Annotated in this window: 12 protein-coding genes and 1 pseudogene; 4 read left to right on the forward strand and 9 right to left on the reverse strand. The window is 61.5% G+C overall.

Going from position 1 to position 15,634, the window contains the following annotated elements:
* Window positions 1–19 precede the first annotated feature (19 nt).
* The 8 genes and pseudogenes from ISN39_RS32035 to ISN39_RS32070 all read right to left on the reverse strand — a co-directional run bounded on the left by ISN39_RS32035 (window position 20) and on the right by ISN39_RS32070 (window position 9,231).
* Window positions 20–1,371 (reverse strand): annotated as a pseudogene (locus tag ISN39_RS32035) (transposase).
* A 292-nt stretch (window positions 1,372–1,663) separates the two neighbouring features.
* Complete coding sequence (locus tag ISN39_RS32040; RefSeq protein ID WP_194732033.1) at window positions 1,664–2,011, reverse strand: hypothetical protein; 348 nt, start codon at window positions 2,009–2,011, stop codon at window positions 1,664–1,666.
* Window positions 1,968–2,777, reverse strand: a complete 810-nt coding sequence (locus ISN39_RS32045) for a DNA/RNA non-specific endonuclease (RefSeq protein ID WP_246763565.1) — start codon at window positions 2,775–2,777, stop codon at window positions 1,968–1,970. Before ISN39_RS32045 ends, ISN39_RS32040 begins: the two co-directional genes overlap by 44 nt.
* 2 nt (window positions 2,778–2,779) lie before the next feature.
* Entirely contained in the window at window positions 2,780–4,090 is a 1,311-nt protein-coding gene (locus ISN39_RS32050) for a serine protease (protein WP_194732034.1), read from the reverse strand.
* 6 nt (window positions 4,091–4,096) lie between these two features.
* Window positions 4,097–4,963, reverse strand: coding sequence for a S1/P1 nuclease (locus ISN39_RS32055; RefSeq protein WP_194732035.1), 867 nt, complete (start codon window positions 4,961–4,963; stop codon window positions 4,097–4,099).
* Window positions 4,964–5,014: 51 nt separating this feature from the next.
* Window positions 5,015–6,184, reverse strand: coding sequence for a hypothetical protein (locus ISN39_RS32060; RefSeq protein WP_194732036.1), 1,170 nt, complete (start codon window positions 6,182–6,184; stop codon window positions 5,015–5,017).
* A 1-nt stretch (window position 6,185) separates the two neighbouring features.
* Window positions 6,186–7,916: a hypothetical protein gene (locus tag ISN39_RS32065; protein WP_194732037.1), complete on the reverse strand. Its 1,731-nt coding sequence runs from the start codon at window positions 7,914–7,916 to the stop codon at window positions 6,186–6,188.
* 7 nt (window positions 7,917–7,923) lie between these two features.
* A complete protein-coding gene (locus ISN39_RS32070) occupies window positions 7,924–9,231 on the reverse strand; it encodes a hypothetical protein (RefSeq protein ID WP_194732038.1) in 1,308 nt (435 codons plus the stop codon).
* A gap of 582 nt (window positions 9,232–9,813) precedes the next feature.
* Between ISN39_RS32070 and ISN39_RS32075 the strand changes: the two genes are divergently transcribed.
* From ISN39_RS32075 to ISN39_RS32090, 4 genes are all read left to right on the forward strand, one after another.
* Complete coding sequence (locus ISN39_RS32075) at window positions 9,814–10,713, forward strand: DUF3991 and TOPRIM domain-containing protein (protein WP_348652006.1); 900 nt, start codon at window positions 9,814–9,816, stop codon at window positions 10,711–10,713.
* Between the two features lie 156 nt (window positions 10,714–10,869).
* Window positions 10,870–11,475: a DUF1419 domain-containing protein gene (locus ISN39_RS32080; RefSeq protein WP_194732039.1), complete on the forward strand. Its 606-nt coding sequence runs from the start codon at window positions 10,870–10,872 to the stop codon at window positions 11,473–11,475.
* Window positions 11,476–11,568: 93 nt separating this feature from the next.
* Complete coding sequence (locus tag ISN39_RS32085; protein WP_194732040.1) at window positions 11,569–12,180, forward strand: hypothetical protein; 612 nt, start codon at window positions 11,569–11,571, stop codon at window positions 12,178–12,180.
* Complete coding sequence (locus ISN39_RS32090) at window positions 12,180–14,528, forward strand: N-6 DNA methylase (RefSeq protein WP_194732041.1); 2,349 nt, start codon at window positions 12,180–12,182, stop codon at window positions 14,526–14,528. Before ISN39_RS32085 ends, ISN39_RS32090 begins: the two co-directional genes overlap by 1 nt.
* Here the strand turns inward: ISN39_RS32090 and ISN39_RS32095 are convergent, their stop codons facing one another.
* Window positions 14,529–15,626 (reverse strand): IS630 family transposase, encoded by a 1,098-nt coding sequence (locus ISN39_RS32095; RefSeq protein WP_194732042.1) that lies wholly within the window; start codon window positions 15,624–15,626, stop codon window positions 14,529–14,531.
* Between the last annotated feature and the right edge of the window lie 8 nt (window positions 15,627–15,634).

The raw sequence follows: 15,634 nt of genomic DNA on the forward strand, positions 1-15,634 counted from the left end.
CATTTAATTGGGGTCTTCCTCACTTTGTGTGGAGATCGGCCGTTTTGATCGGCATCATCCGTGCTCTAAGAAGTTCAGGGCCTGCCCTGCCATACATTGCACGTTTAATCGTTTTCAGGCGGTTGATCTGACCTATCGCCTGACCATTGCTTCCAGGGGAGGTCGATGGCGTTGCAGACGGCGTCGATATCTCGGCGAAGAACGCGGGCAAAACGGGCCAAGGAGGCGAGCCCGGAATGAATGGCCTCATCGATCCATTCTTCGAGTTTCGTCGAAGCTCGGCTACGAAATATACCGCGAAATCGCATGGAAAAGCTGCGCAAAACAGCAAACGTTGGTGATCCCTGTTTGAGGGCATCGACTTTGCGCGCCTGATTTATTGTCAGCGTTCCGCGCGGCTTTATGCAAAGAGTAGCGGCAACAACCGGTGAGATCAAATGACCGGTTTGCGGATCACGCACAGGCGCATTGTCATCTGCTTGGTCAGCGAGGACGATCGAAGCCGGTACCGCATTATCCTGATCTTTTCCCAGCTTCGCGGCGCGGCGCCAGGTTGCCAGGAGGCGTTCAAGATTGGAGAAGCTGCCGGTGTATCCGCGGTGCTTGATATCGTGAAACAGATGCCGTCCGCAGCGATTGCTATCTTTCCAACACTGGGTGAGAAACGCTTCGAAGTACAGAGGAGATGTCGGCTGCAGCGCGGCGCTGCGTCGATCGGGTGGCGCCCCAAAAGTCAGCCATTTCGCGATGCTGCGTCGGCCATATCCTGTGCGACGTGCAATTTCCGAGCACGACAGACCCTCCGTAAAGTCCGCATCTATCTCGGCTCACAACCTCAATAGAGGGGTGCCGCTTCAACCATCGTGCCACGCTTACCACGCTCCGGTCCTCGAGAATGTCCACGACCTTTCGGCGTTCAAGATCGACAATGATCGTGCCATAGCGCCACGATTTCCTCCAACTCCAGTCATCGATACCGACGATCCGAGTCGGGGCTTCGCCGTCGGCTCGTGCAGCATTCCGCTTGACTTGTCTAAGGATGGTGTCGTCGCTTATCGGCAACCCGAGCCGCTGCATCAAGCGTTCGCCGGGCCGCCCGCCCGTATTGTGGCCAAGCAGGTGGACTATTTCGTCCACCCTCGTTGTCCGGCGGGCGTAGGGAGAAGCGATCGCTGGGATCCGGTCAGTAAACGTTTGCCGTTTGCATTGCCGATTTGTGCAACGCCAGCGGCTCAACTGGAGCTTTACCGTCACGACATTACCTTGGGCCGGCAGGTCTTGAGGGCTGCGGTACGACCAGCCGTGCCGATTTCTGCTCCGGTATCGGCAATCAGGGCATATGCCAGACGTTGGGCCAGCAAGCAGACACAACCCAATTACCTTCGTCGCTAAATACAACGCTCTGCACTTTAATACCCGGACCGGGCGACCATTTCGATTTCGTTCGCATGCCAGCCCATACCGGCGTCATTGCTAACGGTTTGTTAACCACACAAAGTGAGGAAGACCCTAATTAAATGGCAAGCGACAATTGAAGTCGCGGTGAAAAGGTAGAGCCGTCTCCATTCTCGACGTCGCTTAGCCATTCATAGGTCGCAAATAGCGTCGCGTCTTGAAGAGCCCTTGGAAGATTTGAAGCTGTCGGTTCTCATACGTTTTCGCATCACTTGGCACCGGCGGCGGTGGCAAACGTATCTCCGAGCTTTAGAACCCAGTCAGCGATCACCGGCGAAAGTACCGTCAATAGCGCTTTGACGACATTCCACACGCCACCGAAATCGACCTTCTTTTCGACCTGCCCCTGCACGAAGGTGACGGCACAAAAATAGGCCGTGCCCAGCGCCAGCGAAAAGATCGTGGCCCAATAGAGCGTCATCGCGCTCCGTAGGCTTGCGTAGTTCCGAAGCGCGGCGATGTCGGCCGGCGGTGTCGGCGCATAGGCCGCGGTGATCATCGCGGCACCCGGCTCAAACAGCAGATGTACCGCCACGATGGTCAGAAGGAAGGTCATGGCGCCAAGCAGGGTGATGTTCTCGATCCTGGCGATCCGGTCGTCCATCTGCGTTCCGGGTGATCCGGCAACAACCGCGATCGCGGTGATATAGGAAAGCCCCGCAACCAGCACGACGCCGATGACAAGCGAGATGATCCGCTGAAGGCTGTTTCCCGTATTGCCGATTCCCTCGTCGGCGCAGCGCGCCAGGTTGATGGACGGGCCGCTGGTAGACCCTGGCCTGCTCGACGGTATAGGGATTGTAGCGCGTACTTTCGAAGATTAGAGCGATGTTGGCGGTCTGCTCGACGACAAAACCGGTCACCGAGACCGTCTTGTCCTCGCGCTTGAACACGGCGACCTTCCAGAAGGACCAGGGAACCTGCCAGGGACCGCCAGGCAATGTCTTGCCGAAAAAGTCGTCGTCGGGCCGCAGGATCGGACCCGCCATGACCGAGACCCTCTGGGCTTTTTTGTCTGCCCGGGCCAGCACGAAATCCTCAAGATTGCCCCAGATCTCGCTGTTATAGACATGCTCCTGCGGCGCCGCATTCGTGTAGTGGAAGGTGTCGTCTCCCGCCCGGTCGGCAACATCCTGATCGCCCCACACGGGGTCAAGCCGTCGCACCAGATGTCCGCGGTCGATCTGCACGCCCTTGCCGGGCACCTTGCCGTAGATGTCGGCAAGTGTCTGCTCGCTCGCCGGCAGGCGATCGTCTCGGCGCCAGCTGCGCGATTTGGTCGACAGGACTTTGCTCCCGTCGATATTGACGGCGGTCCACAGCGCTAGCCGTCGATCGGCATGAACGGCGAGCGAAAATGCGTGTAGTCGAACACCGTGCCCTTGGTCTCCTTATTGACCGCCAGTCGGCCCTTGAAGGTTTTGCTCGTCTTCGGAAGCGGGACGGGGAGATCGGCGCCGAGAAAATTGGTCTTGAAGCCCATCGAATCGTCAAACTTGGGATCGGTAAAGCGGGTGCTCTCGAAGGCTGGCGCTTCGCCGGCGTCCGGCACGGTCTGCCACGGCTTCGGATCGTGGTCCTCCTCGGCGAGGGGAGGCGGTTGATGGGTGGTGCGCGGGTCGGCCGCCAGCATCGCCATGATTTTCGCAGCGTCGGGATCGAAGGTGGCGGCCTCGCGAAGATGCTTCCAGATCTCGCTGATCCGAATGCCTTCGTTGGCGACCCAGCGCTTGGCGTCGTCACCTTCCGCCTCGTTCCAGATCTCGCCGCGCCTGTTCAGAACCCGGCCCTCATCGTCGCGGTCGGCAATGGCCAGATGATGGATCGCCACAAGATCCCATTGGTCATTGAAGACGGCTGCACCCGAGGAACCAGCCTCCGTATCGGCCTGGTAGTGGATCGCAGCGGCGCCGACATTCGGAAACCGCTCCGGATCGAGCTTGATGATGCGGTTTTCGCGAACGACGACCTGCTTCGTGCCGCCGCCGGGGTGCTGGATGAGCGAGACATGTTCGCCCGTCACACCCTTGCCGCTCATCGGAATCAGGGTAAGCGCCCCGAAATCGGCGACCGGCGTGCCGTCATGACCGACCGGGCGAATGGCAACGATCGTGAAGTCGAGCTCGGCGCTGGTGTAAAAGGCCTCGTTCGGCGCAAAAGGGAAAATGTGTCCCCGCCGCTCGACGAAATTTCGATCCAGCTCATAGCTAAACTCGGCCAGGCTGCAGGACGCCGTTTCCGCATCCGGCAGCACGTGGTTGTTGGTCATCACCAAGCTGGGGGTGATCAGGAAGCCGGTCCCGTAGTCGGGCGGTGTCGCCGGCTGCCCGAGGATCTTGATCCGGCAGATCGCCTTTGCGACCTGTAGCCCGCGATCGAAGAAATTGATGCTGACGATGTCGCGGCTGCCGAGCATGCGTTCGCGCGCATTGGGATCCTTGCGATTGAGCAGCGACATGCGCACTATCATCCGCGACGGATCCTCCGTCCTGATGGCGAGCGGTTCGGCGCCCGCGTCTGCCGTCAGTTTCTTGTCGGCTTCCTGGGCGGGCTTCTGCTCGGCGATCGCCGCCTTTGCCGCCGTTGCCAGGTTCTTGGGGCTTTCCGTTCCAAGCGGTGATACGATCCGGGCCATGCCGTCTCACTTTCCGTTCGCTTCGGCCGTCTGTTTGCCGAGAGTGTCGTTGAGAACGGCGGCGAGCCTGAGCCCGGCAAGGGCGAGTTGTCGATCCAGGATCGACTGAACGTGCTTCTGGTAGCTTTCGTCGACGATGATTCGTCCGCCGGCCGCTGGCGGCACCGGCAGCGCCTGATAGACCTGCACGCCCTCCTGGAAGCATTCGTTGGCCCAGCCTGCCACATAGTCGCCTTCGAGGTTGCCGGCCGTCATGCCTGGCATGACCGATGTTTCAAGCTCGCCGGCATAGGCACCCCAACTGAAGGCATGTGCGGCAATCAGTGTCTCATCCCAGAGCTGATGGAAACTGACATCGGCGTTTCTTGTCTTGCCATCCGGGCCCTTGCCCTGGAAGGTCACTTGGAGGCCGTTGCCGCCGCCGTCGCCCGCCCGTTCCGAGCAATGCAGCGGCTGGTGGGCGTCGCCAACCAGGTGAACCACCATCTTGAGCGCATCCGCCCTTGCAGTTTTTCCGGCATCGGCGTCCGCCAGCACGACGATTTCCCGCTTGAGGGCGGCGACGATGCAATCGCCTTCGTTCTGGTCGAGGGCACAGGCACCGACCGGGTCGGGCTTGTCGATATCGATGTCGATGAAATGCCATCGCTTCGTTTTCGTGCCGGCTGCGGTAAACTTGAAGTCGTCAGCCCAGCTCGACAGCGACGCAAGCGACGTACCCGAACCGACGAGCGCGGAGACAACCGTCCGGACCTTGTCCGAAAGGCGGCGTTCAGCCAGTTCGGCGACGATCGAATGACCGCTGTCGCCCCATGCCAATGCCTGGTTGCCGGCGAGCGCGGACAGCGACATCGTCACACACAGAACGCTCATCAATCTCATCATCATCCCCTTTAATCTGCCGGCGGGCAGATGCTGCAAACCTTATTCATGCTGCTGCGTTTCGGCCGGAAATTCGATGTCGAACCAGGCTCCGGGCGCAAGGTCCCGCGTGTCGAGAAGCTCTGCGCGCAAACCGATCAGATCGAGCGTCGCCTGGTCCGGGACGCCGTCATAGGCGCCGACATGGGTTGAGACCACGGCATATCTTTTGCGGTCATCCGGCGCATCCTCGGGCAGCACTTTTTCGGTCACCACCGAAGGCGTGCCGTTCTTGCTGCCATGATGGCTGACCTTCAGGAAGTGAACGGGCCGCAGCAGGTCCAGGCGATCCATGATCTCCCAGCTTTTCTCCTCTGCGTCTCCGGGAAATAGCAGCCGCCATCCTTCCCATTCGAGTTCGAATGCGACGCTCGAATTGTTCGCAGCCTTGTCGATCGTCCTCAAATTGTCGGTCATGCCGCTCGAGCGGAACCTGATCAGGTCGAAGAAGGCGCCGGCCGCCACACCAGCGGGCGGCGTCACCGCACCTGCCGGAAGCGATGTCGGCATCACGTCGCCGCCGCCCAGCCCGAAGGTGCTCGGAGCAAGCCGACCGTAATAGATCGAGGTGTCCTCCTCGGGCGCGAGAAGGCGGATCTTGGCGCGCCGGAAGGGATGCCGATTTTCGATGTCTGCGGTCCGATGCACATAGAAAGGGCTCTCGGAGAGCTTGCGGATATGGTCGACGCAGTCCTTGCTGGCGCGCGGATTGTTAATGGCGAGCAAGGCGGCGATGCCGGCCGGCACGGGTGCTGCGCTCTTTTCCAAAAAGTCTGAAGCTGCCTCCCGAAACGCCAGCGCAAGCGAGCGCTTCTTGCGCGCTTCTGTGAAGCGGTCGTAGTAATCTTCTGCCGATGAAGCAGTCATCCAAACCTGTTTGGCCTCAAGAGTGATGCCAAGCTTCTCGCTTCCGAAGAGCAATCCCTGAATATGATCCATGTGCTCATGGGTCATCAGGTAAAGGTCGGCGGGTCGGCCACCGAGCTCCGTCTGGATGTCGGCCAGCACATCCTTGAAGACGGCGTCATGACCGGCCTTGCCGGCAAGCGCATTGCCGACATCGATCAGCAGATGCACGACCGTCTCCTCTCCGTGCTCGTTGCGCTCCGGAATGCTCACCAGAATGGCGTCGCCGAAAAGGACATTGTAGATCCGGACACGGAGAGATCTCATCTCAGTGCCCCGCCATATGCAGCATCTGGCCCATGGCCCGAAGTCGCAACGTGTCGTCCTGGATCTGCACGTTCGGCGAACCGATTTCCAGCAGTCCCTTTTCGAAGCACTCGGACAGGAAAGCCATGCGCATTGCATTGTTGGCGGCGGTCGCCGGAGCCTGCTGCGAGGCGTGGCGCGGGCTTGTGGACAGGAGCGCGCGGATCGACATGGAATCACGGTCGATGACCAGAGTGGTGCCGTAAATGACGCTGATCTTGCTAAATCGTCCACCTGGATATTCGATGCGTTGGTTTTCGCGCCAGGCGATCTTGAACAGGCATTCGCGAATTTGTGCCTTGCCTGACCCCGACCGGTAGGTCGTTTTGACGACATCCAGTCGCGGGCGGACCTCGAAGGGCACGTTTGGCGGGATCATCAGCTTGCCGCGATAGGTCTCGGCAAACTGGTAGGCCGACCAGTCGCTGCGAACGAGGAGGTCGAGATCCAGATCCGGGGGCAAAACGAAGTCGGCTGTGGGGGTGATCATTTCATTCGCCGCCGAGACGATGCCCCGACGGACGAATTCCTGAATGATGTAGTCCCGGGCTTGATGATCGTCCGGATTCGAGGAGGTATCGGCGGCTATCAGCGCACGTCCGTAGTCGGCAAAGGAGATTTCACCCGGCGGCAGGTAGTCGAGTCCTCTGAAGACGATGCGCTTGAATATGTTACCGGCGGTGGCGAGCGCCTTTCCGGAGGCCGAAAAGAGCGCCGCCGCCTCTGTGTCGGGGATGGCGGATGCCGCGGTGTCGCCCTGCACGTGTTTCTTTTTCTTGACGATCTCGAGCTTGGCTTTCTTGTGCTCTTCGACCAACAATCCATAAAGGGCACCTGTCAGAACGTTGCACAGGTCATGCGGGTCGTTCGAGACCGGGGGCTTGCCCCAATTGCTGAACGAATAGGTGTTATTGAGGTCGCGAAGCGGCCGCTCTGAACCGGCAAGCGCCGTCCCGAACTGCAGGGCGATCTCGTTGAAGGCGGTTGCCTGGCCGATATCGCCGCCGGTCAGTCTCAGGACCTCGAGGGCAAGGCGCTTGGTGCGGATGGCGAAGATTGCAGCGCTGAGGTCGGCAATCGCCTCGTGCAGGGCAAGCGCCTGCGGCGAGGTTGCATCGTAAAGGTCAGGCGCAATCCCGTCGAGGATAGCGTGGGTCGTCTCATGAGCGACAATATCCGGCGACAGGCAGGTATAGATTGTCGTGTCCTTGCCGTTGACCGACGCATCGAAGAAGAAGAACTGCAGACTGCGGGAATCGCGGTGATAAAAGGCGTTTGCCATCCTGCCCGCCCGTGGCACGACCAGAAGCTGGCCGCCGTCAAACGCCCAGCGTATGGAACGGCCAAGAACGTCGGGCTCCTCAAAAAGGTCGATCGTCTTCATGATCGCGCCGAAGACGCTTGCCTGCTGAAAATCGGCAGCGCCCGGATTCTGTGGGTCCCGGATCAGATAGCGCCCAAGCTTGGCACCCTTCTTCGGGGAAACGAAGCGGGTGCCCGGCTTGACCAGGCTCGTATCGGGATCGATATCGACGATTGCGACCTTGCGGCAAACAGGGCCATCCAGTATGGCCTCGCTGGCCATATATTCCCAACCTTCCAGAAGATCGGAGCCAGTGCCCGCGGCCGCCAGGTCGCGCACCATATATTGCAGCCTTACCTTGCCGGTCGTCACGTCCCCGCTATCGGCCATGGTTCACCTACTTGTCGGAGACGGCGAACTGAACGACGGACGAGCCGCCGGGACGCCCGTTGAATTTGATGCGGTAGAGCCCAGGTTCGCCGGTCGGATCGAGCAGGAGTTTCAGTTGCGGGACAAGCGGACCCTTGTAGGTAACGGCAATTGGGTCTTTGAAGGGGACGAATGGCTTGGCCTCGTCGTCCGTACGCTCGATCTTTAGCGCTCCCTCGATTTCGCGCGTCGGAAAAGACGGTATCAGCAAAAGTTCGATCGCATCGGTTTGTTTGACAAGGATTGCGTGGACCGACAGGTCCAGTGTCGACGCAGCATGCACCGGCGGTTCCGGATAGTCCTTGCCGAGCAGATTGTAGAAGACCGGCTTGAAGATCCTGCTCGTGAAAAAGCTGGCGTGTTCGCCGACCACAAACTGCTTCTGGCCCGACTTCGGAAGGGCACTCCACATCGGGACCGTGCCGTCGCCCGCATCCTCCGAGACGGTCAGCAGCCGCTCAGACCCATCGATGTTGACCCGGGTTGCCGTCTTGTGGCCGGTGCCTGCGAAGTAGAAATAACGCACGTGGTCGGGCTGGCGTCCCGCTGCAAGCGTATCATGCACGAGCCGGGCTCTCGCGAGCAGTGTCTTGTCCAGGCCAAGCTGCGCCGCGACATGGTCGTCGTAGATGTCCAGAGGATCGATCTCCAGCCGGCTGATATCCCAGCATGAGGCCTCTGCAGGTGCAGGAAGGAGCTGATAGCCGGACGGATAGCGCCGGTCGTTTGCAAGCTCCTTGAAGTCTTCCGCGCTGATGCCGAGGGCGCTGTCCATGCCGAGGATCCGGGCCAGCGCCAGCGGGGCGCCAAGATGCGGTGTTGCAAGCGCCAGGAAGCCGTTGATCTTGCCATGCCATGGCTCATCCTGGAATTTGCTCGACTCCATAACCAGGCGAGAGATAAGACCGCCCATGCTGTGGGCGACGATGGTGATCGATGTTGCACCGTGCGCGACAAGATCCGAAAGCTTGGCGGCAAGACGATCAGCACTTCCCTCCAGATCCAAACGCCAGTCGTAAGGGAAAGGCACCAGCCGCTTCGCCGCGCCGCTTTCTGTAAAGCCGATCTCTGCAAGCTGGTCGAGCAGCGGCTGGTAGACGCCGAAGCACAAGACCTTGCGCACAACACCGCCAACCACCAGGTCCTCGCGCATCAACTCGGCCTTGCGCTTGTAGCCGAACTGCGTCTCCAGCGCGGTCGGTGGCCAGACCTCCTCGCCACCCGGCGTCTTCAAAACCGTCCCCATCGTTCCCGGAACAAAGACCACGACGTCCATGCTTTCCCCTCGACTGACATGTCGCGCCACGGCGCGATCTCCCCGATGGCCGCCATCATGACGGCTCGTCATTCCAAGGCTTGGAGGGTCGGCTCGGCCTGCCCAGGCGCCAATTGCACCCCAGTCCCCGGCAGGCGATCTGCTCCCCAAAGCGTCAATTTCGATTTCAAGAATAAGACTGGCCGAAAGGGAAGATGTCCCCTGCATTTGTCTTGCGGGCTGCCGTTATAGTTGCATTATTGAATGAAAATTCTGCGACAGACAAGTCTTGTCTTTAAATATTGCTCGGTTGAGAGGCGCTGGTCCGATCGTCGCGCCGTCGACCGTCAGAGGTTTGGCGTCGCCCCATAGGGCCGGGCTGTCGGCGAAGCGGAAGCCCTAAGGCGGTCTTCCCCCTACGGGCGTCCATCCCTGACGCTGCGACATCGTTCTGCGGCCCGTGCCGCTTGCGCCCGGCCGGCCACAAGGGAGGCTTCGCCGCGCTCAATCCCGTCTTCGCCGATCCGCAATCGCGCGCCCTTGCAGCCGCCGGTCTTCGCGCCTGTCGGGGATTGCCCAAGGGTTAAAGGGCGGAAAGGACCTATGAACATGGAAAGACACGACATCGAGATGCTGCGCGAGAAGGTATCCTGCGTGGTTGTCCTGGAGCAGGTGGGATTTCAGATCGATCTTAAGGAAAGCACGCGCCGAGCCATCAAATATCGGCGTGGCGGCGAGATCATTATTGTCACGCACGGGGGGAAGGGCTGGTTCGATCCTCTTTCGGACAGGAAAGGCGATGTCTTTGCCCTGACCGGCTGGCTACAGCTTGCCGACTTTCCGGCAACAGTGAAAGCTGTCGGAGCGCTCGCCGGTGTGCAGCCATCCCAACCGATATGGACGGGGCTGAGCTCGCGCAGGAACCAGGGCGGGATCCCCGAGCGCTGGTCGGCCAAATCGCTTCTGCGAACAGACGCGCCGGCGTATCGCTATCTCGCCGAGGCGCGCGCCATTCCCCGGGCTGTTCTTGGGCAGGCCACCCGCGCGCAGCTGATCCGGCAAGGCCCCTTCGGCAGCGCCTGGTTCGCGCATGAGGACGACGCCGGGCAGATTTGCGGCTGGGAGGAGCGTGGACCGGAATGGCGGGGCTTCTCGTCAGGCGGCACCAAGATCCTCTTTCGCTTCGGCGGGCGATCGCCGGCCCGGCTCTGCGTGACCGAAGCGGCGATCGACGCCCTCAGTCTCGCCGCGATCGATGGCCCCCGTGTCGATACACTCTATGCCAGCACCGCCGGCGGCTGGTCGCCGGCAACTGAGGGGGCGGTCAAGCTGCTTGCGGGCCGCGTCGATCTTCTTGTCGCGGCGACCGACCGCAACAGCCAGGGCGAGGCCTACGCGGACATGCTGCGCCAGATCGCGCTCAACCAGGACTGCGGGTTCCAGCGGCGACGGCCGCATCGCGACGACTGGAACGAGGATCTGAAGGAAAGGGGAGGAGGATGAAGGAGGATCTGCCGCATAGGGGTTTGCCGCGTCAAGGGCGAGACTTCGCCCGCATGCGCGGCCCTTGACCCGGCAAACGCCCAGGCGGCCGTGGCGGGAGGGGTGATCAAAGGTCCGGAGACGAGGCGCTTCGGCCAGAACCTCAAGGAGAAAACCATGAGCTGCCATCCCGAAGCCCGCAAAATCTTCGAAGGCGTTGCAAGCCGTCACGAATTCTACGCGATGCTGAACCGCCACAACCAATCGCCGTTCGACGAGGAACGCTCAAGTGGACGCCGATATGCCGGCGAGTGGTTCGAGATATCCGAAGCCGATCATGACCGCATGTTCGAGATCCTGCCGCCGCTCTTCATGCGCGGCGATCACTTCGCGATGCGCGAGTTTCAGGCGCAAAGCATCACCAGCGTTTTCTTTACCCTGAGGATCGACGGCCGGTTCCGCTGGTTCCATGCCTATTGCGATCTGGCCGACGCCGGCTCGGTCAACCGCATGCGGGGAGCGATCATCGAGCGGGAGTCGCGTCCGGTGCGCGCCATGAGCCGGGCCGAGAAGCTCGAGCACATCTGGAGCATCACGGGTCCGGATTTCCGTGCCTATGCCGATCAGCGCTTTGCGGCGGGCTTTGCCGGCCGGCGCATCGTCATGGTCTTCAGCGCGGCGCAGGCGGCGATCCGGAAGCTCGTCGCCGATCTCACCGACGAAGAGATCGCAGTCAAGCTGCCCGTGCAGTTCCGCCACCTTGGCGAACCCGTCGCCGCCTGACGGCGCCTGCCGTTTAAGCCCTCCCAAACCTCATCGCACGCGCGAAAGGCGGACAACGTCCGCCGACCGCCCATCACCCAAGAGGAAATCCCCATGGCGCATAACGACCCCTTTACGTTCGACCTGTTCTCCAATACCGGCCGGCTGGCTGGTTTCGACCTCACCTCCGGTTTCGACACCCCGGCGCCGAGCGCCGATGTCGATCGTCCGGTCGATGATAGACCGGCACCGCCGCGACTGGCGGTGCAGAAGATGGTCGCCGGTGAGGCGACCGAGGAAACGGGGCCTAAGAACTTCAGACTCTCGGGCGATCGTGGCCTGGCGAAAAGCTGGAAGGATAGGGCAACCGGAAACATCTCGGCGATCCGGCTGGCAACAGAGATCATCGATGAGAAGCGCCCTGCGACGCCTGAGGAACAGGCTCAGCTCATCCGCTTCATCGCTTCGGCGCCTCCGACCTCGCCAACGGTGTCTTTCGCCGGCCGGGCGAGGAGAGTTTCGCCAAGGGTTGGGACAAGCTCGGCCGTGACCTCGAGGCCGCCGTCTCTGGGGCGGACTACGCCTCCCTTGCGCGCTGCACGCAATACGCCCATTTCACGCCGGAGTTCATCGTCCGCGCCATCTGGGCCGGTCTGCTGCGCCTGGGCTTTAAGGGCGGGCGCATCCTCGAACCCGGCATCGGGACCGGCCTGTATCCGGCACTGATGCCGCGGGCGATCACTGACCGAAGCCGTGTCACCGGTATCGAGCTCGATCCCGTCACCGCCCGGATCGTCGGGTTGCTTCAGCCGGGCGCCCGTATTCTCAATGAGGATTTCACCCGCGTATCGCTGTCGGCGCGGTTCGATCTGGCGATCGGCAATCCACCGTTTTCCGATCGCATCGTCCGCTCCGATCCGCTCCGATCCGATCCGCTCTATCGAAGCGAGGGGCTCCGGCTCCACGACTATTTTATCTGCAAGTCGATTACGACGCTGAAGCCGGGTGGGCTCGCCGCTTTCGTGACCTCGGCCGGCACGATGGACAAGGCGGATGCGCGTGCCCGCGCGCGCATCGCCGGCATGGCCGATCTGGTCGGTGCGATCCGATTGCCGGAAGGCGCCTTCCGGCAGGACGCCGGAACCGACGTGGTCGTCGACATCCTCTTCCTGCGCAAGCGGCGCGCCGATGAGCCGGCGACCGGCGACAGCTGGCTTGAGCTTTCCGAAGTGCAGGAAAACCAGGAAGGGGAGGGACCGATCTTCGTCAACCGCTGGTTCGCCGACCACCCGGACATGGTGCTGGGTCGGCATGCGATCGTGTCGGGCCCATACGGAGAGACGTATACGTGCCTGCCGTGCGAGAGCGATCTGGAAGCTGCTCTGGGATCCGCGATCGAGATGCTTCCAACCGGGTTCTATGATGGCGAGCCGGAGGCCGTCGATGTCCTGAACGGGGATCACGCCGGGGACATCGTCGCCGAGCGTCCTGATGGTCTGGGCGTGCGCGAAGGCAGGTATTTCATCGGCAAGGCGACGGCACTAATGCAGATCGTCGATGGTCAGCCGGTTGCCGTCGAGGTGAAAAAGGCGAGGGGAGCCGACGGCGTCTTTGCCAAGCAGGCCCGCATCATCCGCAAACTCATCCCGATCCGCGACGCCGTCCGTGAGATCCTCAAGCTGCAGGAGCGAGATCAGCCCTATGCCCGCGCGCAGGTCAGCCTTCGCATCGCCTGGTCGAGCTTCGTGCGCGATTTCGGGCCGATCAACTTCACCACAGTCTCGAGCGTCGAAGATCCGGAGACCGGCGAGGTCCGCGAGACGCATCGGCGCCCGAACCTGCAGCCCTTCCTCGACGATCCGGATTGCTGGCTCGTCGCCTCGATCGAGGACTACGATCTCGAGACCAATACCGCCAAGCCAGGGCCGATCTTTACCGAGCGGGTGATCGCGCCGCCTCCGGCGCCGGTAATCGCTTCGGCCGCGGACGCGCTTGCCGTGGTCCTCAATGCACGAGGCCATGTCGATCCCGACCATATCGCCGAGCTGCTGCATCGTGACGTGGCTGACGTCATTGCCGAGCTCGGCGAGGCGATCTATCAGGACCCGGCAAGCGGCGCCTGGCTGACGGCAGATGCCTATCTCTCCGGCGCGGTGCGCTCGAAGCTTGCCGTCGCGAAGGCAGCCGCAGAGCTCGACCATGCTTTTGCCGTGCAGCCGGCAGACCTGCGTCCCTCCGATATCACCGCCCGCCTCGGCGCTCCATGGATCCCGGCGGGCGATGTGGTCGCCTTCGTGAAGGAGACGATGGAGGCCGAGATCACCATCCACCATATGCCCGAGCTTGCCACCTGGACGGTCAATGCCCGCCAGCTGGAATGGTCGGCCGCGGGCACCACGGAATGGGGCACGCATCGCCGCCATGCCGGTCAGCTCTTGTCGGACGCGTTGAACTCCTCCGTGCCGCAGATCTTCGACACCTTCCGCGACGGCGAGACGGAGCGCCGGGTGCTCAACACCGTCGAGACGGAAGCCGCAAAGGAAAAGGTCGCCAAAATCAAGACAGCGTTCCAATCCTGGATCTGGTCCGATCCCGATCGCACGGACCTGTTGGCGCGCATCTACAACGACACCTTCAACAATATCGCGCCACGCGCCTTCGACGGCACCCATCTTCAACTTCCCGGCGCCTCTAACGCCTTTTCTCTGTATGGGCACCAGAAACGCGGCATCTGGCGGATCATCTCGGCAGGCGCGACGCATCTCGCCCACGCCGTCGGCGCCGGCAAGACGCTGACCATGGTCGCCGCGATCATGGAGCAGCGGCGCCTCGGGCTGATCAACAAGGCGATGCTGGTCGTGCCCGGCCATTGCCTGGCGCAGGCGGCGCGTGAGTTTTTCGCGCTCTATCCGAACGCCCGCATCCTGGTCGCCGACGAGACCAACTTCGTCAAGGAGAAGCGCCACCGTTTCCTGTCGCGGGCGGCGACCGCCAATTGGGACGCCGTTATCATTACTCATTCCGCCTTCCGCTTCATCTCCGTGCCATCGGCGTTCGAGGCACAGATGATCTAGCTAGTCACCTGAATCTGAAGTTCGGTTCATTGTTTTCTGGCTAAGGCGTTTGACGGCGGCGAGGATTTCGTCGGCAGATTTGACCCATCTATAGGGCTTGGGGTTTTCGTTGTGTGCCTTGATAAAGGCGACGATATCGGCTTCGAGTTCTGCCGTTGATCGATGGACGCCGCGTTGCAATTGCTTGCGCGTCAGCTCTGCAAACCAACGCTCGACCTGATTGATCCAAGAGGCCGAAGTTGGTGTGAAGTGAACATGCCAGTGCGGGCGGCGTGCGAGCCAGGCCTTGATCCTCGGCGTCTTGTGGGTCGCATAGTTGTCCATCACCAGATGCACGTCCGGCCCCTTGGGCATCTCCGCGTCAATCCGCTTCAAGAAGTCGAGGAATTCGGTCGCCCGGTGACGTTTGTAGCACTGGCCGATCACCGCGCCGGTCGCAACGTCGAGCGCGGCGAACAGGGATGTCGTGCCATTGCGGACATAGGTATGGGTGTGCCGTTCGGCGATACCCGGCGCCATGGGCAGAACGGGCTGCTCGCGATCCAGTGCCTGGATTTGCGATTTCTCATCCACGCATAGCACGACTGCCCGGTCCGGCGGCGCCATGTAAAGGCCGACTATGTCCTGCACCTTATCGACGAACAGCGGATCGGAAGATAGTTTGAATGTCTCCGAACGGTGCGGCTGCAAACCAAATGCGGTCCATATCCGACGGATGGTGGTGTGCGACAGCCCGCTGTCGGCTGCCATCGAGCGGATAGACCAGTGCGTGGCATCCTTCGGAGTGGTGTTCAACGTACGTTCGATGACCTCAGCTACCTGCGCGTCAGAGACGGTTCGTGGCCGACCGGCACGATATTCGTCAGTCAGCCCGTCAATGCCATCCTGCACGAACCGGCGGCGCCACTTGCCAACCGTGTGCTCGTGGACGCCGAGGCGTTCGGCAACATCTTTGCTCTGCAGGCCCTGCGCGCACAGCAAAACCATCCGGCATCGATCCGATAACGAGCGCGGCGCTTTATGCCGGCGCACCTGAGATTCAAGAAAATTCCTATCCTCGTCGCTCAGAACGACGAGGTCTGCTTGCCTGCCGACCATCAATCAAA

This window comes from Rhizobium sp. 007, from assembly GCF_015353075.1.
GTDB lineage: Bacteria > Pseudomonadota > Alphaproteobacteria > Rhizobiales > Rhizobiaceae > Rhizobium.